Here is a 17,194-nt window from a genome sequence, read left to right as displayed (position 1 = left end):
CCACTCGCGGCGTGGAGGCCGCGACCTCTCGGGCAGGGACGGCCGTGGCCGACCGCCTGTTCCGTGCGCTGGCGCTGGTGCGGGTCGTGGTCACGCTCAACCTGATCGTCCTCAACACCTATCGGCGCGACAACTACGACCACCCGTGGGCGGCCGTCGCGGTCGTCGCCGCCCTGGTGGCGTGGACCGGCTACGCGATCTGGGCGTCGAGCAGCGCGCGTCGGCGTACGACCATGTTCTTCGTGCTCGACCTGGGCTGGGCCGTCGGCTCCCTCGCGGCGACCCCGCTGGTCAAGGGCGCCGACTTCAACGCCACGATCCCTGGGTTCTGGGTGATGGGGGCACTGCTCGCGTGGGCAATCCGGTGGCACTGGAAGGGTGGACTGGCGGCGGCGACCATCCTCTCGGTCACCGACCTCGCCCTGCGCGACAGCATCGACCAGGCCAACTACGGCAACGTCTTCCTGCTGATGATCGGCGGCCCGATCGTCGGCTACATGTGTAAGTCCCTCCAGCGGATGGCCGTCGAGCGCGATCTCGCCGAACGTGCCGCTGCGGCAGCCGAGGAACGCACCCGGCTCGCGCGGGCCGTCCACGACGGCGTGCTGCAGGTGCTCGCCCTGGTGCAACGGCGCGGGACCGGCTCCGACAACGCCGACTTCGCCGAGCTGGCCGGCCTTGCGGGAGAGCAGGAGCGGGCGCTTCGGTCGTTGATCCGGCAGCAGGGCACCGTCACCCCGGACGCGGCCGAGCGCGACCTGGCGGGGATGCTCGAGGAGCGGGGAAGCAGCCACCGGCTCCGAGTCGAGGTCGCCACGCCGGGGGTCCCCGTCGCCATGCCCAGCGCGGTGGCGGAGGAGATCACCGCTGCCGTGGGGGCCTGTCTCGACAACGTCGCCCACCACGTGGGCCCCGACGCCCGCGCCTGGGTGCTGCTCGAGGCGATGCCGGACCAGGTCGTGGTCTCGGTGCGCGACGACGGTCCGGGCATCCCGCCCGGGCGCCTCGAGTCGGCGGTCGAGGAAGGCCGGATGGGGGTCACCGGGTCGATCCGCGGCCGGATCGAGGACCTCGGAGGCAGTGCCACGCTGGACACGGGGTCCCACGGGACCGAGTGGGAGCTCACGGTCCCGCGTCGCGCTGAGTGAGAGGCTTCAGTCCAGGACCGCGAGGATCGAGGAGTAGTCGTCGGTCCAGCGGATGATCCGGGAGCGGTCGAGGGCTCGCCAGCCCTCTCGGTGACGCAGGGAGGCTGACGCTGCCTCGTCGCGGGTCAGGACCACCCACCGGCTCTGCGTCGCTCCCACGCCGCTACCGCCCTGCCCGATGACGCCGCTCCAGCCCAGGTCCTCCTCGGCCGCCGCCAGGACGGGCTCGAGGTCGAAGACCTGGTTGCTGACGTGCACGACCAGCGCGCCGTCGGCGTTGACCCGGTCGGCGAAGCCCCGGATGGCCTTCCGCGTGAGGAGGTGCACGGGAATGGAGTCGGAGCTGAACGCGTCCAGGACCACCAGGTCGTAGGCGCCCGCAGGCTGCTCGTCGACCAGCAGCCGACCGTCGCCCACCTGAACATCGATCTCGGCCTCCGAGTCCTCGATGAACGAGAACATCCGCGGGTCGGCGGCCACGGCGGCGATCTCCTCGTCGATCTCGAAGAACGTCATGTGCTGGCCGGGTTCGCCGTACGCCGCCATCGTGCCGGCCCCGAGCCCGACCACTCCGACGTCGTCGTGGTCGAACGCGTCGAAGACGGCTCCGAGCGGGCCGGTGCGGGCGTAGTAGGTGGTGGGTTCCCCGCGCAGGCCGGGTGCGGTCAGCTGGACACCGTGCTTGGTCGTGCCGTGGGTGAGCACGCGCTCGCCGGGCCGGTCAAGGACCTGGTAGCTGCCGAAGAACGTGCGTTCGGTGGCCACGGCCGTGGACTGGTCGTGCAGCCCCACCGCCAGGAGGTCGAGGGCGAGGAACGCTGCCGGGGCAGGGGAGCCCGGGTGAGCCCCCAGCCCACGATGCCGCACACCACGAGGGCGACGACGGCCGATGCCGTCGACCAGGCGGCGAGGACGGACACCGCCCAGGCCAGGACGGCGGCCAGCGGCACGAGCAGGGCGAACACGGCCACCGCGAGGAAGGCGGGGTGATAGCGCCGGAGGACGGCAGCGGGGGCGTTGGTCAGACCCACCAGGAGCAGCGGCACGGCCGCCAGGGTGGAGCCGTACTCCCACACCCGGTTTGAACATCAGAGGTGCCACCAGCCCGTTGAGCACGCCACCCACGGCGCCGCCGACCGCCACCACGACGTAGAAGCCGGTCCGGTGGTCCGGCTCGGGCCGGCTCACCGCGAGTCGGGCGTGGGCGGCGTAGCCCACCGCGGCGAGGGTGCCGAGGTGCACCGAGATGCTGAGCAGCACGGGGAGGTGGACGTCTGCCACCACCAGCAGGGCGCTGACGAACGCCATGGCCGTCGCCAGCCGGGTCGCGCCGAGCGGGGTGGAGCGGCTCGACCGCGCGAAGGCCCCGACGAACGTGGCGAGGTAGATGGCGAGCGGCACCACCCAGAGCAGGGGGATCGCCGCGACGTCGGTGGAGAGGTGGGCGGTGACGGCCAGCATCAGCGACGACGGGAGGAAGGCGAGTGCGTCCCAGCCCAGGACACGGCGCGTCGAGGGGCCGACCGAGGCGCTGGGAGCCGTGCTGGGGTGCGTCTCCCGGGTCGAGTGCCCTCCCGAACGGGTGACCACGAGACCGCACATGGCCACGAGCGCGGCGAAGATGCCGAAGCCGACCGAGAACGCCCACCTCTGCTCGGAGACGAGGAGGTGGGGCTCGACGAGGAAGGGGTAGGCGAGCAGCCCCGCCGAAGCTGCCCAGGTTGGTGGCGGCGAACAAGAAGTAGGGGTCCTGCGAACGAGGACCGTCGGTCCAGGCGTACCACCGCTGCAGCAGGGGACCCGTGGTCGACAGCACCAGGAACGGCAGGCCGATCACGACCAGCACGCGCAGCAGCCACAGGGTCGGGCTGGCGTCGCTGGGCGGTGCCGCAGGTGCCGGCAGCGCCAGGGGCAGCGCGACCACCGGCAGGAGGAGGAGGAGCCAGTGGGCTCGCGGCTGCCAGCGCCATCCCAGACGGGCGGTGCTCCAGTGCGTGTAGAGGTAGCCGGCGAGCAGCAGCACCTGGAAGAACAGCGAGCTGGTGCTCCAGACGGTGGCCGCCCCGCCGAAGCTCGGCAGCATCATCTTGGCAACCAGCGGCTGCACGACGAACGGCAGGCTGGCGCCCACGAGCGCGGTCAGGGTGAAGAGGACGGCGATGCCGGGACGTGTCGTCGGGGCGGACGGGACGGGCCGGTCTGGCACCGTCTGCTGGAAGGTCGGGCTCACCATGCTGGGATCGGTGTCACGAGGGTAGTGGGAGGGCGCACCGGGCGCAGGCGATGGTGCTGCTCGGCGTGCGCCGCGGCGCCCGATGGATAGGTTGGCGGGCGTGACCATCCACTCCGAGCACCCGTTCGCCACCCCCGAGGGAGCACGTGACGCAGCGCGTCGGTTGCGGGGGCGTCTGGGCGGTCAGGTGTCCTTGTGGACCAGCGGTGCCGGCGCCGGTCGCGTGGGACTGACGGTCTCCTCGCTGATGGTCGCCCTCGGTGAGCCGCCCGTCCTGGTCGGCCTGCTCGATCCCGACTCGGACCTCGCCGAGGGGCTGCAGGGCTCGACGCACGAGCGTTGCGTGGTGCACCTGCTGGAGTGGCGCCACCATGACCTGGCCGAGAAGTTCGGCGGGCAGATGCCTGCGCCCGGGGGCCTGTTCGCAGCCGCGGAGTGGGTGGACTCGGCGTACGGCCCGCGACTCGCCGACACCGAGACGTGGGCGGAGTGCGTCGTGCAAGACGTCCGTGAGCTGGGGTGGTCCCTCGAGGTGACCTGCCGGATCGAGTCGGCGACCATCGGCGTGCTGGACGACGCGCTCCAGCACAGGCGTGGCCGCTACTCGCACCAGATGTGATGGCAGGGGGCGTTGCCGCACTAGGGTCAGCCGCATGAGTGACCCGATCCGGATCATGGTCGTCGACGACCACCCGATGTGGCGCGACGCCGTGGAGCGCGACCTGCAGGCCGCAGGGTTCGACGTCGTGGCGGTCGCCGCTGACGGCCACCAGGCTTTGGCGCGTTTCCCCGCGGCCCGTCCCCAGGTCGTCGTGCTCGACCTGCAGATCCCTGGTCCCAACGGGGTCGAGGTCACCGCGCAGGTGCTGCAGCACGATCCGTCGGCCCGCGTGCTCATCCTCTCGGCCTCGGGGGAGCAGGCCGACGTCCTCGAGGCGGTCAAGGCCGGAGCCACGGGCTACCTCGTGAAGTCCGCCTCCCGGGAGGAGCTCCTCGACGCCGTACGCCGCGTGGCGGCCGGCGACACGGTCTTCACGCCCGGCCTTGCCGGCCTCGTGCTGGGAGAGTTCCGCCGGATCGCAGACGGTCCGGCCACCGACCCTCGTGACGAGCTCACCGAACGCGAGACCGAGATCCTCAAGATGGTGGCGAAGGGGATGAGCTACAAGCAGATCGCCGAGCGCCTCGTCATCTCCCACCGGACTGTCCAGAACCACGTGCAGAACACGCTGCGCAAGCTCCAGATGAACAACCGGGTCCAGTTGACACGATGGGCGATCGAGCATGGCCTCGACGATGAGGACTGACCGGCCCGAGGCTGTCTGGCGCAGAGCGACCGTTGCGGACCTCGCTCCTCTGCGCGACCTGGAGCGTGCTGCCAACCTGGTCGGCCTGGCCCACGTCTTCCCGGCGGAACAGTTCCCCTTCCCGGACGACGCGGTGCTCGCGCGGTGGGCCATCGTGCTCGACGACCCGGAGGTGGTCACGGAGGTGGTCGACGGCGACCACGGGCTCCTCGCGTTCGCTGCGTACGACGAAGAGTCGTTGCGGCATCTCGCGGTGCACCCGTCCGCATGGGGGACCGGGCTGGCGACGGCCGGCGTCCGGCGGTCCGTGCAGCACGGTGTGGTCCGCCTGTGGGTGCTCGCTGCCAACCATCGGGCCCGTCGGCTCTACGAGCACCTGGGCTGGCGACCGACGGGCGTGGAGCAGGAGTGCCCGTGGGTGCCGCACCCCACAGAGCTGGAGTATGCGCTCGTAGGATCGCGGGCGTGACCGACCCGCTCCTCGACCTGGCCGACGAGCTCTATGCGCTGCCTCTGGCCGACTTCACGCCGGCGCGAGACGCCTTGGCGAAGGAGCACAAGGCCGACAAGTCCTTCGCGGCGCGGGTCAAGGCACTGAAGAAGCCGTCCCTCGCGGCGTGGGTCGTCAACCTGCTCGTCCGGCGCGACGCTCCGCAGGTGGAGCAGGTGCTCGCGGTGGGGACCGCCCTGCGGGAGGCCCAGGCCAACCTCGACGGCGAGGAGCTCAGGGCCTTGACGCGTCAACGCCGCCAGCTGACGGCGGCCGTCACCAGCCAGGCTCGAGGGCTCGCCCACGAGGAGGGCGTCAAGGTCACCGAGGCCGTGGCCGACCAGGTGGAGGCGACGCTGACGGCGGCGATGGTCGACGAGGGCGCGGCGGCAGCGGTCCGCAGTGGTCTCCTGGTCGCTGCGCTGAGCGCCACCGGGGTGGGCGAGGTCGACGTTGCGGCCTCGTTGGCCGTGCCGGAGGCGCGGGGCTTCGCCGCAGCTCCCCGCGACGCGACACCGCCGCCGCGACCCGAGCTGCACGTCGTGCCCGACCCCGAGGCCGACGAGAAGGCGAGGGCCGCCGCTGCCCGCGCCGTGGAGGATGCCCGTGCCGAGGTCGACGCCTCACGCGAGGCGCTGGCCACCGCCGTCGCGGACATAGATGCGCTCCAGGCACGTGCCCTCCAGCTCCAGGCGGAGGTCGAGGAGCTGAAGGGCCGGATCGCCCAGCTCGAGAGCGACCTCGAGGAGAACGACGACGAGCTCGTCGACGCCGAGGACGTGAAGTCGGAGGCCGAGGACGCGCTGGCCGAGACGGAGACCCAGCTGGCCAGGGCCGAGGCGGCGCTCGCCCGGCTGCCAGGCTAGGTCGCGGACCTAGACAGCCCAGCCCTTGGACCGCTCGACGGCGTCCTTCCAGCGTCCGTGCGCGCGGTCCGCCTGATCGCGGTCAGCCCGGGGCTCGAAGCGTTGGTCGAGCGACCAGGTCTCGCGCAATGCCTCCGTGGAGTCCCACAGGCCGGTGCCCAGGCCCGCGAGGAAGGCCGCACCCAACGCCGTGGTCTCGACGATCTGGGGGCGTTCGACCGGCAGTCCGACCTGGTCGGCCTGGATCTGGCACAGGAAGTCGTTGGCGGCCGCACCGCCGTCGACGCGCAAGGAGGTGATCCCGGGCATGGTCTCGAGCACGTCGCGCACCTCGAAGGCGATGGCCTCCAGCGTCGCGCGGACGATGTGGCCGCGGGTCGTGCCGCGGGTGATGCCGATGATCAGTCCGCGGGCATGCGGGTCCCAGTGGGGGGCACCGAGCCCGGTGAGGGCTGGCACGAACACGACACCGCCGGTGTCGTGCACGGTCATGGCGACGGCCGCGGTCTCGGCCGCGGAGCCCACGATCTGGAGACCGTCCCGCAGCCACTGCACGGCGGCGCCGGTCACGAAGATGGCGCCCTCGTTGGCGTAGGTGAGGGTGCCGTCCGGTGAGCGCCAGGCGGCGGTGTTGAGCAGCCCGGCGTCGGAGCGCTGGATGGTGGTGCCCGTGTTGGTGAGGATGAAGGACCCGGTGCCGTACGTGCACTTCGAGTCGCCCACGTCGAAGCAGGTCTGGCCGAAGAGGGCCGACTGCTGGTCGCCCGCGATGCCCGCGATGGGCAGAGACAGGCCGAGGAACACCGAGGGCTCGGTGGGCGCGACCTCCCCCCAGTTGGGGACGAGGTCGGGGAGCGCGTCGCGGGGTACGCCGAAGAGCTGGCACAGCTCGTCGGACCAGTCGCCGGCCTCGAGGTCGAAGAGCAGGGTGCGTGATGCGTTGGAGACGTCGGTGACGTGCCACGTGCCGCGGGTCATCCGGGCGATGAGGTAGGAGTCGACGGTCCCCACGGCGTAGCGACCGGACTGGACGAGCGCCCACGTGTGGGGCTCGTGCTCGGCGAGCCACATCAGCTTGGTGCCGGAGAAGTAGGGGTCGAGCCGCAGCCCGGTCAACTCGCTCACCCGCTCCTCGTGCCCCTCGTCGCGCAGGCGGGTGCAGATGTCGGCCGTACGTCGGTCCTGCCACACGATCGCGCGCCTCGGGGAGCCGAGCGTCTCGCGGTCCCACAGGACGATCGTCTCGCGCTGGTTGGTGATGCCGATCGCGGTGAGCTCGTCGGCGTCGACCTTGGTCAGCACCTCGCGGGTCGCCTCGAGGGTGGCCTGCCAGATCTCCTCCGGCGCGTGCTCGACCCACCCGGGCCGCGGGAAGTGCTGGTGGAACTCCTGGTAACCCTTGGCGACGACGTGGCCCTGGGGACTGACGACGACGGCGGTGACTCCGGTCGTACCTGCATCGATGGCGAGGACGGACATGGAGCCAACCTAGTGGGATTCGGAGGGGGTACGCCGCCTGGGCCCGAGTCGTTTCCAGTAGGTTCTCCGCATGCGCGACACGGAGGGCTCGGACTACGCCGAACGACTGCAACGCAAGCAGAACGCCACCTGGAAACGGGTGCTCAACGTCCAGGCGCCCTATCAGTGGAACCTGCGCCGGCACGGCCTCGGCCGCACCCTCGACGTGGGGTGCGGCATCGGGCGCAATCTGCCCACGCTGCCCGCCGGGTCCGTGGGTGTCGACCACAACCCCACCTCGATCGCGATCGCCCGGGCCGAGGGCCACGTGGCCTACACGACCGAGGAGTGGGAGACCGCTCCCGAGCGTCGGGCCGGCTACTTCGACGGGCTGCTGCTCGCGCACGTCATCGAGCACCTGACGCCCGAGATGGGTCGGGAGGTGGTCGAGTCCTACCTGCCGTGGCTGCGTCCGGGCGGCAAGGTGCTGTTCATCTGCCCGCAGGAGCGGGGCTACGCCTCCGACCCCACCCACATCCGGTGGACCACCGGGGAGGACCTGATGGATCTCGCGACCGCCCTGGGCCTGCGACCCGAGATGTGGCGCAGCTTCCCCTTCCCGCGCTTCACGGGCAAGGCGTTCATCTACAACGAGTTCAACGTGCTGGCAATCAAGCCGGAGGCGTGATGCCGATGATGTCGAGGACTCGCCGGTCGACCCAGCTGAAGTCCTCGGCCACGCGCATCTCGTAGTTCTCGGCGCCCACCCAGGCGGGGAAGTCCGCGCGCCCATCGGCTCGTGCCCGCTCGTCCAGCCGGTCGCGCAGGGCGCCGTCGACCGGGACCTTCTCGTCGTCGGTCGAGGCAGTGAGATAGAGGTCGTTGAGGTCGAGGAGCCGGACCAGCTCCGCAACGGGATCGGCGTGGTCGTCGACGCGCAGGTCGGCAGCGACGTCGTCGAGACCGCCGTACCCTGCTCCGTCCTTGACCACCAGCAGCGCGGCCGCCTGCCGCCCCCGGGAGTCGCCGCCGGCGTCGTCCCCGGCCTTGAGCGCGGCCGTCAGGCGCCGGGCCAGGGAGGCGCCGGCCGAGGAGAGCCAGGCGGTCTCCATAGCCTCGACGACCTCGGGTCCGGCGAGGATGTTGCCCTGGATGGCGTATCCCGGGCCGGTGCGCCCGCCGGCCCAGGCGTAGCACTCGGCCCCGGTGTGGCTGGCGGCCGTGCCTTCGACATCGACGATCCCGACCTGCCGGTGGTCGCGCTTGTCGTCCTCGGCGAGCAGGCGCTCCAGAGCGATGGGTGCGGTCGCGCCGTCGTCGAGGTGCGCGAGGGCAAGGAACTTGTAGGACACGTTGGCATCGGCCTGGGTGGCGATGGCTCCGACGCCGGCCACAGCGGCCGGGACGGCAGAGCCGACGGCCAGGAACTTCGAGGCGACTGCCACCCCCCACGACTCTCCGTCGTCGGAACGAACCACGATCGAGAACGTCATGCGTCGAGCCTAGTGGGGCCCGGGGAATCGCCGCGGTCGATCCCGTCGACCGCAGCCCTGGCCGCAGCCAGGTCGGCGCCGGTGATGTGCTCCGCGATGCGCTGCCGCAACCGCTCCATCCGAGCGAGCCGTGTGTCGATCGCTGTGCACTTGTTCTCCAGGGCCATCCACAGCACCAGGAGAGCCGCAACGACGCCCAAGAATCCCAACTGCATGGCCATTCCGTAGTGGCCGACGCGACGTCTGCTGCGGACCGGCGCCACCCCTTCCCACCGCGCCGCGGCATGACTAGGGTTTGATCGATCAAATCCAGCGATGAGGGAGAGAAGATGCGCGTCGGAGTGCTCACCGGAGGCGGCGACTGCCCAGGACTCAACGCGGTGATCCGCGCGGTCGTCCGCAAGGGCGTCACGACGCACGGCTTCGAGTTCGTCGGCTACCGCGATGGCTGGAAGGGCCCCCTCGAGGGCCAGACGATGGAGCTGGGCATCGCCCAGTGCCGGGGGATCCTGCCTCGCGGCGGCACGATCCTGGGTTCGAGCCGGACCAACCCGTTCAAGCTGGACAACGGCGTCGAGCAGATCCGGGCCAACCTCGCCAAGGACGGCGTCGACGCCCTCGTGGCGATCGGCGGCGAGGACACCCTGGGTGTGGCGACCAAGCTCGCGGACCTCGGCGTGAAGGTGGTGGGCGTCCCCAAGACCATCGACAACGACCTGTCGGGCACCGACTTCACCTTCGGCTTCGACACGGCCGTCAACGTCGCCACGGAGGCGATAGACCGGCTGCACACGACCGCGGAGTCGCACCACCGCGTGCTCGTGGTGGAGGTGATGGGCCGGCACGCAGGCTGGATCGCATTGCACAGCGGCATCGCGGGTGGTGCCAGCATGGTGCTGATCCCCGAGCAGCCCTTCGACATCGAGGACGTCTGCAACCGCGTGCAGACCCGGTTCGAGAGCCAGTACGCCCCGATCATCGTCGTGAGCGAGGGGGCCGTCCCGCGCACGGGCGGCGAGATGACGCTCGTGTCGGGGGAGAAGGATGCCTTCGGTCACGTCCGTCTGGGGGGGATCGGTGACCGGCTCGCGAGCGAGATCGAGAACCGCACCGGCAAGGAGGCGCGAGCCGTCGTCCTCGGACACATCCAACGCGGTGGCACGCCCACCGCGTTCGACCGCTGGTTGGCGACGCGCTTCGGACTGCAGGCGATCGACGCGGTCGCGGAGGGGGACTTCGGCACGATGATGGCGCTGAAGGGCACCCGGATCGAGCGACTGCCGCTCATCGAAGGCACCGGCGAGCTCAAGCTCGTCAGCGAGGCGGAGTATGCCGAGGCCCAGGTCTTCTTCGGCTGACCGGCCCCGTCATTGCTAGGCGGGGGGAGAGTCGCGCGTGAGCGCGGCGCAACCCAGCGCATACCTGCTGACGTAGTCCGAGTGCTCCTGGGCGGCCGCTTCGGCGCGAGCGATGACGTCGCCGAAGATCGGCTCCAGACCCCGCGCGACCCGCAGGTCGTTGACGGCATGTCGCATCGCATCGTGCTCCGCCGCCATCCACTCCGAGATCAGGATCGGTCGGCCGAGAGTGTCCATCGAGGGAAAGCGGGTGCCGGGTCGCTGACGGCGGCGTCCGGTCTCCGCTCTCAGGACGGCGACGAGGTGCTCGTAGTCCTCGAGGTGCTCCCGATCGGACACGTCAGCCCCAGTCGGGACGTCGGTGCGGCCCTTGACCCGGGGGTCGACGAGGGCTCGGGCCGCTGCGGCCAGGACACCGTCCGGGCACAGACTGGGGGCACCGATGAGGACGACCTCGTTGTCCTCCCACGCCGCGACGTCCACGCCCGGTCGGGCGGTGATCGCGTCCTCGATCGCCAGGTCGGCGTCATCGTCGTACGCGAACCGGGTCACCTCACCCAGCCACAGCATGTAGTCCCACGTCCCGCCGCGTGTTGCGGCCTTCCCGGCACGTCGCCGGCGTCCGTGAAGTGCATGGACCCCCATGGCGCCTCGGTCGAGGAGCGCACCGATCGTGAGCTGTGCGTCCGGACGCCACCGGGCCGCTGCCGGTTCGACGATCAGGTCCCGCAGGTCCTCGATGTGCTCGTAGTAGGCACAGCGGCCTCGCTGGATGCGACGGAACAGGCTCACGGGTGGACGATACGGGGCGGTGGCAGCGTTCGGCTGGGACAAAGGTCCCGGCGGTGCTTGCCTTCGCCCTCGCCCACCGCCAGAGTGTGCTGACGTCAGCGCGACTCCAGGAGCGGCCATGCCCACCAACAGCACTGTGCACCAGGACGTCAGCGGTCCCGAGCCCGACCTGGTCCGGGTGATGGGACCCAAGCTGCTGTTGTTGTTCATCGTCGGTGACATCCTGGGGACCGGCGTCTATGCGTTGACCGGCTCCGTCGCGGCTGAGGTCGGCGGGGCAGCCTGGGCCCCCTTCCTCGTCGCCTTCGTCGTCGCGACGATCACCGCCTTCTCCTACCTCGAGCTGGTCACGAAGTATCCGCAGGCGGCCGGCGCGGCGCTCTACACGCACAAGGCCTTCGGGATCCACTTCCTGACGTTCCTGGTCGCATTCACCGTCATGTGCTCCGGCATCACCTCCGCCTCGACGGCCTCCAACGCGTTCGCCGGCTTCCTCAACGACGGCTTCGGCCTCGGCTTCGAGGTCGGTGGCACCGGAATCCTGCTCATCGCGCTGGCCTTCATGGCGCTGGTGGCTGCCGTCAACTTCCGCGGGGTCGGCGAGAGCGTCAAGGCCAACGTCGTGCTCACCCTGGTCGAGCTCTCGGGCCTGCTGATGATCATCTTCATCGGGCTGTGGGCCGTGACCCAGGGCAACGCGGACTTCTCCCGGGTCGTGGTCTTCGAGAGTCCCAGCGACAAGAGCACGTTCTTCGCCATTACCGCCGCCACGTCGCTCGCGTTCTTCGCCATGGTCGGTTTCGAGGACTCCGTCAACATGGCGGAGGAGTGCCATGACCCCATCCGTGACTTCCCCAGGATGATGCTCACCGGCCTGGGCGTCACCGGCCTGATCTACTTCCTCGTCTCGATCACGGCGGTGGCCCTGGTCCCGGTCGGGGACCTGGTCGACCCGCAGAAGGGACAGGCCCTGACCCAGGTGGTCGCGGCCGGCGCGCCCGACCTGCCCTTCGACACGATCTTTCCCTTCATCGGCATGTTCGCCGTGGCCAACTCGGCCCTCATCAACATGCTGATGGCGAGCCGGCTGCTCTACGGCATGGCCAACCAGGACGTGCTGCCCCGCGCCTTCGGCAAGGTCCACCCGCGCCGCCGTACGCCCTGGGTCTCGATCCTCTTCACGACCGCGATCTCCTTCGGGCTCATCATCTACGTGGTGCGCGCCACCGCGTCCGTGGACGGCGCCACCTCGGTGGCGCTGCTCGGCGGGACGACTGCGCTGTTGTTGTTGTGCGTCTTCACGGTCGTCAACATCGCGGTCCTCGTCCTGCGCAAGCAGCCCGTGGACCACCAGCACTTCAAGGCCCCGACCGTGCTCCCCTACCTCGGAGCCGTGGCCTGCGCCTTCCTGGCCGGTCCATGGGCCCGGAGCGACGACCAGCTCCAGCAGTACGAGATCGCGGGCATCCTGCTCGGTGTCGGGGTGGTGCTGTGGGTGCTGACCTGGCTGACCAACCGGGGCATCCGGGCCAAGAAGACGGGCTTCCGTGACATCGAGCACCTGGAGAAGTAGGCGCACACCGGTCGCTGTTGGTCTTCGACGAACAGCGGAACGGGTTCTGAACTACTCTCCTCCCTCGTGGGGGAGCCGGAAGGGACGGAGACGGCGGCACGGGCGCGAAGGGATCAGCTGAGCAGGTCCGCGATCGTCTTCCTCGCCGTCCTGGTCGGTGTGCTCGAACAAGTGGGCCGTTTCATGCCGGCCCAGCGCCCCCGCCGGCACCTCGACATCAGCTGGATGATGGGGCTGGACCTCGCGCGCGAAGAGGGCTTCAAGCACGGGACGGACTTCGTCTTCACCTACGGGCCCTGGGGCTTCCTGGCTTCTCCGACGGGCATCGACCTCGCTTCGCAGGTCGCCTCCGGGACGATGAGGATGATCGCGGTCGGGCTCCTGTTCGCCGCGCTCGCGGACACGCTGCGCTCCTGGCGCCTGCGCGTCGTCGTCGCCAGTGCGCTGGCCCTGCTCATCAGCAACGGGGGTCAGCCGGACTGGACCCTGATGCTCGCGATCATGGTCTGGACGCTCACCTGTGTGAGCCGTGGCGTCCGGGTGCCCCTGTGGGCACTCGCCCTGGTCGCGGCGGTCGCCGCCTTCCTATTCCAGGTGAAGCTCACGGTGGGACTCATTACCCTGGTGATGGTCGCGCTGCTCGTGATCTTGCATCGGCGTCGGGTCACTGCGCTGGCGGCATCCACCGGGTCGTTCGCAGTTGCCTTTGTTTTGCTCTGGGTGTTGGCGGGCCAATCACTGACCGCCTTGCCTCGCTGGCTGCGACTGGGGTGGGAGATCGTCGCGGGGTACGGCGACGCGATGGCGTACTGCGACGCGAACATCCTGATGATCTTCATGGTCCTCGCCGTGCTGGTGGCGGCAGTGACGACCGTGACGGCGCGGGGGCTCGGTTGCCCTGCGCGTCTCGGACTCCTGGGTGCACTGCTGTTCTTCGCGAAGCTCGCGCTCAGCCTCCCCGACGGCGGGCACCTGCTCCCGGGCTACGCGGGCGTGGCCGCCGTGGTGACGGTCCTGCTCGGGCTGCACCTGCCCCGACCCGCCAGGTGGGGGAGCGGAGGGATCCTGGTGTGCCTGTCCCTGCTGCTGTCCATCGGATCGCCGGTCATCCCTGCGCGAGACACGAGCATCGAGCCGTTCACGACCGACACCTGGGGCGAGGGTCGAGCCGACCGACTGTCGTCCGCGCGCGCCGAACTCATCGCCGATCTCGACGTGTCGGCACCTGTCCTGGCGGCGCTGGAGAACCATCCCGTGTCCGTCGACCCGTGGGAGATATCGGCGGTCTGGGCCTACGATCTCGAGTGGCGTCCGCTTCCGGTCTTCCAGCAGTACAGTGCCTACACGCCGAGGCTGGATGCCGAGAACGCTGCCGCGCTCCTGTCCGACCCGGAACGACGCGTCCTGCGCGAACGAGTGGCGGACCACGACCACAACCCGGTGTGGGTGACACCGGCGTACACGTTGGCCCTGGTCTGCAACTTCGAGGCGGTGGCCACCGATGGCGAATGGGCGGCACTCGCCCGCGGTGTTGACAGGTGCGGTGAGGAACGTGGCGTCTCGACCCACGAGGTGGAAGCGGACGAAGAGGTCACCCTCGAGGCCCCGGACTCCTCGCTGATCGCCGTCCGGTTCGTGCCCCAGCCCAGATCGCTGGGCGACCGGTTGCTGGGTGTCACCGGAGTCCAGCGGAACTTGTTGCACGCGACTCTCGACGGGGAGCGCTACCGCGTGCCGGAGGTGTTCGTCGCTGGGCCCCTCATCGTCGGGGCGCCCGAGGGGGAGGCGGTCTTGTTCGACCTCTCAGCTGCCACGAGGATCTCCTTCGACCGCGCCGGCCTGCTCGAGATCGTGGAGATCCCGCTCGCCGACCGCGAGTCGGAGTAGGTCGCGCCGCCGCCGGCACTGCGACTGACTACTCTCGGTCAACGTGACGGACCAGGAGGCAGACGCCGCGCGGGCGACCGCGACGACGACGCATTCCCGGTCCCGGCCGGTCGGTCTCCTGCTGGCGGCAGTGCTGGCGCACCTCGCGGGCTCTCGTCGACCTGCTCCGTGGCTGCTTGCCGCAACCGCGGCGCTCGCTGCGTTGGCCTTCCAGATCGAGTTCTCCGACGGGGTCCTCGCCATCGCCGCGGTCGGGCTCCTCACCCTCGTGACCTGGAGTCCGCGCGCGTGGCTGCTGAGTGCCGGCTCGTTCGTCACGGCCTCGATCGGCCTCTGGCTGGCGGCGGGGCAGCGATTGGCAGACCTGCCGGACTGGCTCCGGCTCCCGGCGCCGAGATCGTGGGCGGGTACGACGACGCCATGGCGTTCACCTCGACGAGCTGGATCGTCTGGCTGATGCTCGCGGGCGCCCTGGCGGCCGCGATCGCCGTCGTGTACGCACGTCGTCTCCCGCTTGCAGCACGGCTCGGCGCCCTCGGCCTCGTGCTCTTCGCGATGAAGACGGCCCTGACCCGGCCGGACGGACCTCACGTGCTGCCGGGCTACACGCTCGTCGTGCTCGTCCTGCTGGTCGCGTTCGTCGCCGGCACGCCGTTCGTCGTCCGGGCGTGGCCGCACCAGTCGCGCTGCTGCTCAGCCTGCTGATGATGGTCAACATGCCCATCCTGCCGCCGCGGCAGTGGTCGCCAGAAGCGCTTCCCATGGATGCGCTGCCGGCGGAGCACGCCAGACGAACCGACCAGGTCAGGAGTGATTTGGTCGAGGACCTCGCGATCAGCCCCGAGGTGCTCGGGGCCCTGCGCGGCCATCCGGTCTCGATCGACCCCTGGGAGATCTCCGCCGCCTGGGCGCACGAGCTGGACTGGGACCCGTTGCCCGTGTTCCAGGGATATTCCGCCTACACCAGCACCCTGGACGAGGCGAACGCCTCGGCGCTGCTCGCCGACCCCGACCACCGCGTGCTGCGAGAGGCTGGCACCTATGATCCAGGGCTACCAGGCCTGGGAGGGTCCCGGCCCCACGCTGGCCCTGTTGTGCACCTTCGAGGAGGTCGCCACCGATGCGCGCTGGTCCGTCTACGCGCGGGCAACGGATCGTTGTGGGGGAGAGCGCACGCTGATGTCCCCGCGGGTGTCGGCCGGCGAGTCGCTCGAGCTTCCCGAGCCGGACGACCCACTCGTCCTCGTGCGTTTCGAGCCCGACCCCCGACCATGGGTGGACCGGCTCATCGGGGTCCCCGACTTCCAGCGGAACCTCCTGCACGCACGCCTCGACGGCGTGGTCTACCGCGTGACCGAGGGGCTCGCGGGCGGCCCGCTCGTGGTGGGGTCGAGCGAGGACGAGTCGGTCCTCTTCGACGCGGCACCCGCCCGAAGCATTTCCTTCGACCGGACAGCAGAGCTCGAGATCGTCGAGATCCCGATCACCGGTCGCGAGTCGGATAGGGCGCTCCCCACCCGTACTCTTGACCGGTGAGCATCCCCACCCTCGAACAGCTGCACGCCATGCGCCCGGTCCAGCAGCCGACCTACCCGGACGCGGACGCCGTCGCGGCCGCCGTCGCGAAGCTCCGGCTGTCTCCGCCGCTGGTGTTCGCGGGCGAGTGCGACGAGCTCAAGACCAAGATCGCCGCCGTCGGACGCGGTGAGGCGTTCCTGCTCGCGGGCGGCGACTGCGCGGAGACCTTCGCCGAGGTGACGGCCGACAACGTCCGCAACAAGCTCCGCGTGCTGCTCCAGATGGCGGTGGTCCTGACGTACGCCGCCTCGGTGCCGGTGGTCAAGATCGGCCGGCTCGCCGGGCAGTACGCCAAGCCTCGCTCCAGCGACCTCGAGACCCGCAACACGCCCGACGGTCCGGTGACGCTGCCCGCCTACCGCGGCGACGCGGTCAACGGCTTCGACTTCACCCCGGAGTCGCGCATCCCCGACCCGCAGCGACTCGTCGACGTCTACAACGCCTCCGCAGCGACGCTCAACCTCGTCCGGGCGTTCGTCACCGGTGGTTTCGCCGACCTGCGTCAGGTGCACACCTGGAACAACGACTTCGTGCGCGAGTCGCCGTATGCCCAGCGCTACGAGCTGGTCGCAGGCGAGATCGAGCGGGCCCTGACCTTCATGAAGGCCATCGGTGCCGACCCGGACGAGTTCCACCGCGTCGACTTCCACTCCAGCCACGAGGCGCTGCTGCTCGACTACGAGCACGCCATGACCCGTATCGACTCGCGGACCGGGCTGCCCTACAACGTGTCGGCCCACATGGTCTGGATCGGCGAACGCACCCGTCAGCTCGACGGCGCCCACGTCGAGTACTTCAGCAACATCCGCAACCCGATCGGCTGCAAGCTCGGACCGACCGCCACGGCCGACGAAGCACTGGGCCTGGCTGCCAAGCTCAACCCGGACAACGAGGCGGGCCGCCTCACCTTCATCACCCGCTTCGGCGCGGAGAAGATCCGCGACGGCCTGCCGCCGCTCGTCGAGAAGGTCACCGCTGAGGGCGTCCAGGTCACGTGGGTCAGCGACCCGA

General features: G+C 70.3%; 18 protein-coding genes. 13 read left to right on the top strand and 5 right to left on the bottom strand.

The features are described from left to right. Nucleotides 1-44 precede the first annotated feature (44 nt). Nucleotides 45-1,148, top strand: a complete 1,104-nt coding sequence (locus JWN68_RS09685) for a DUF5931 domain-containing protein (protein ID WP_297738148.1) — start codon at nt 45-47, stop codon at nt 1,146-1,148. 6 nt (nt 1,149-1,154) lie between these two features. Here JWN68_RS09685 and JWN68_RS09680 read toward each other — a convergent pair whose 3' ends face one another. Beyond that, complete coding sequence (locus JWN68_RS09680; protein WP_297738146.1) at nt 1,155-2,750, bottom strand: fused MFS/spermidine synthase; 1,596 nt, start codon at nt 2,748-2,750, stop codon at nt 1,155-1,157. Nucleotides 2,751-3,481: 731 nt separating this feature from the next. Here JWN68_RS09680 and JWN68_RS09675 point away from each other — a divergent pair. Genes JWN68_RS09675 through JWN68_RS09660 form a run of 4 tightly spaced genes read left to right on the top strand, consistent with a single transcriptional unit; the run spans nt 3,482 to nt 6,044 of the window. Further along, complete coding sequence (locus JWN68_RS09675; protein WP_297738144.1) at nt 3,482-4,000, top strand: flavin reductase family protein; 519 nt, start codon at nt 3,482-3,484, stop codon at nt 3,998-4,000. 34 nt (nt 4,001-4,034) lie between these two features. Further along, on the top strand, nt 4,035-4,688 hold the full coding sequence (locus tag JWN68_RS09670) for a response regulator transcription factor (RefSeq protein WP_297738142.1): 654 nt from the start codon (nt 4,035-4,037) through the stop codon (nt 4,686-4,688). Next, entirely contained in the window at nt 4,678-5,157 is a 480-nt protein-coding gene (locus JWN68_RS09665; RefSeq protein WP_297738140.1) for a GNAT family N-acetyltransferase, read from the top strand. Before JWN68_RS09670 ends, JWN68_RS09665 begins: the two co-directional genes overlap by 11 nt. Next, the gene (locus JWN68_RS09660; protein WP_297738138.1) at nt 5,154-6,044 is read left to right on the top strand and encodes a hypothetical protein; all 891 of its coding nucleotides are present in this window, start codon (nt 5,154-5,156) and stop codon (nt 6,042-6,044) included. Before JWN68_RS09665 ends, JWN68_RS09660 begins: the two co-directional genes overlap by 4 nt. A 9-nt stretch (nt 6,045-6,053) precedes the next feature. Here JWN68_RS09660 and glpK read toward each other — a convergent pair whose 3' ends face one another. Beyond that, on the bottom strand, nt 6,054-7,523 hold the full coding sequence (gene glpK / locus JWN68_RS09655) for a glycerol kinase GlpK (RefSeq protein ID WP_297738136.1): 1,470 nt from the start codon (nt 7,521-7,523) through the stop codon (nt 6,054-6,056). Nucleotides 7,524-7,593: 70 nt separating this feature from the next. Here glpK and JWN68_RS09650 point away from each other — a divergent pair, with 70 nt between their 5' ends. Then, entirely contained in the window at nt 7,594-8,190 is a 597-nt protein-coding gene (locus tag JWN68_RS09650; RefSeq protein WP_297738134.1) for a class I SAM-dependent methyltransferase, read from the top strand. Here the strand turns inward: JWN68_RS09650 and JWN68_RS09645 are convergent. Together JWN68_RS09645 and JWN68_RS09640 are read right to left on the bottom strand one after the other, a co-directional pair. Continuing rightward, entirely contained in the window at nt 8,174-8,995 is an 822-nt protein-coding gene (locus tag JWN68_RS09645) for a DUF1028 domain-containing protein (RefSeq protein WP_297738132.1), read from the bottom strand. The two genes, JWN68_RS09650 and JWN68_RS09645, sit on opposite strands and share 17 nt — an antisense overlap. Further along, entirely contained in the window at nt 8,992-9,210 is a 219-nt protein-coding gene (locus JWN68_RS09640; RefSeq protein ID WP_297738130.1) for a hypothetical protein, read from the bottom strand. Before JWN68_RS09640 ends, JWN68_RS09645 begins: the two co-directional genes overlap by 4 nt. Before the next feature lie 114 nt (nt 9,211-9,324). On the opposite strand from JWN68_RS09640, the gene JWN68_RS09635 reads away from it, so the two are divergent. Next, nucleotides 9,325-10,353: a 6-phosphofructokinase gene (locus tag JWN68_RS09635; protein ID WP_297738128.1), complete on the top strand. Its 1,029-nt coding sequence runs from the start codon at nt 9,325-9,327 to the stop codon at nt 10,351-10,353. Nucleotides 10,354-10,368: 15 nt separating this feature from the next. On the opposite strand, the gene JWN68_RS09630 is transcribed toward JWN68_RS09635, so the two are convergent. Further along, entirely contained in the window at nt 10,369-11,145 is a 777-nt protein-coding gene (locus JWN68_RS09630; protein WP_297738126.1) for a hypothetical protein, read from the bottom strand. Between the two features lie 118 nt (nt 11,146-11,263). Here JWN68_RS09630 and JWN68_RS09625 point away from each other — a divergent pair, with 118 nt between their 5' ends. The 6 genes from JWN68_RS09625 to JWN68_RS09600 all read left to right on the top strand — a co-directional run. After that, entirely contained in the window at nt 11,264-12,718 is a 1,455-nt protein-coding gene (locus JWN68_RS09625) for an APC family permease (RefSeq protein WP_297738124.1), read from the top strand. A gap of 66 nt (nt 12,719-12,784) precedes the next feature. Next, a complete protein-coding gene (locus JWN68_RS09620; protein ID WP_297738122.1) occupies nt 12,785-14,605 on the top strand; it encodes a hypothetical protein in 1,821 nt (606 codons plus the stop codon). A gap of 43 nt (nt 14,606-14,648) precedes the next feature. Continuing rightward, entirely contained in the window at nt 14,649-15,062 is a 414-nt protein-coding gene (locus JWN68_RS09615) for a hypothetical protein (protein ID WP_297738120.1), read from the top strand. Continuing rightward, nucleotides 15,026-15,310 (top strand): hypothetical protein, encoded by a 285-nt coding sequence (locus tag JWN68_RS09610; RefSeq protein WP_297738118.1) that lies wholly within the window; start codon nt 15,026-15,028, stop codon nt 15,308-15,310. The genes JWN68_RS09615 and JWN68_RS09610 overlap by 37 nt, the downstream gene beginning before the upstream one ends. A gap of 336 nt (nt 15,311-15,646) precedes the next feature. Then, nucleotides 15,647-16,141: a hypothetical protein gene (locus JWN68_RS09605; protein ID WP_297738116.1), complete on the top strand. Its 495-nt coding sequence runs from the start codon at nt 15,647-15,649 to the stop codon at nt 16,139-16,141. A gap of 29 nt (nt 16,142-16,170) precedes the next feature. Next, a partial coding sequence (locus tag JWN68_RS09600) for a 3-deoxy-7-phosphoheptulonate synthase class II (protein WP_297738200.1) occupies nt 16,171-17,194 on the top strand: 1,024 nt, incomplete at its 3' end.

This window comes from Nocardioides sp. (genome assembly GCF_025964975.1).
Taxonomy (GTDB): Bacteria; Actinomycetota; Actinomycetes; order Propionibacteriales; family Nocardioidaceae; genus Nocardioides.
Note: the sequence above shows the minus strand (reverse complement) of the source record. Positions and strands in the feature narration are given on the sequence as shown.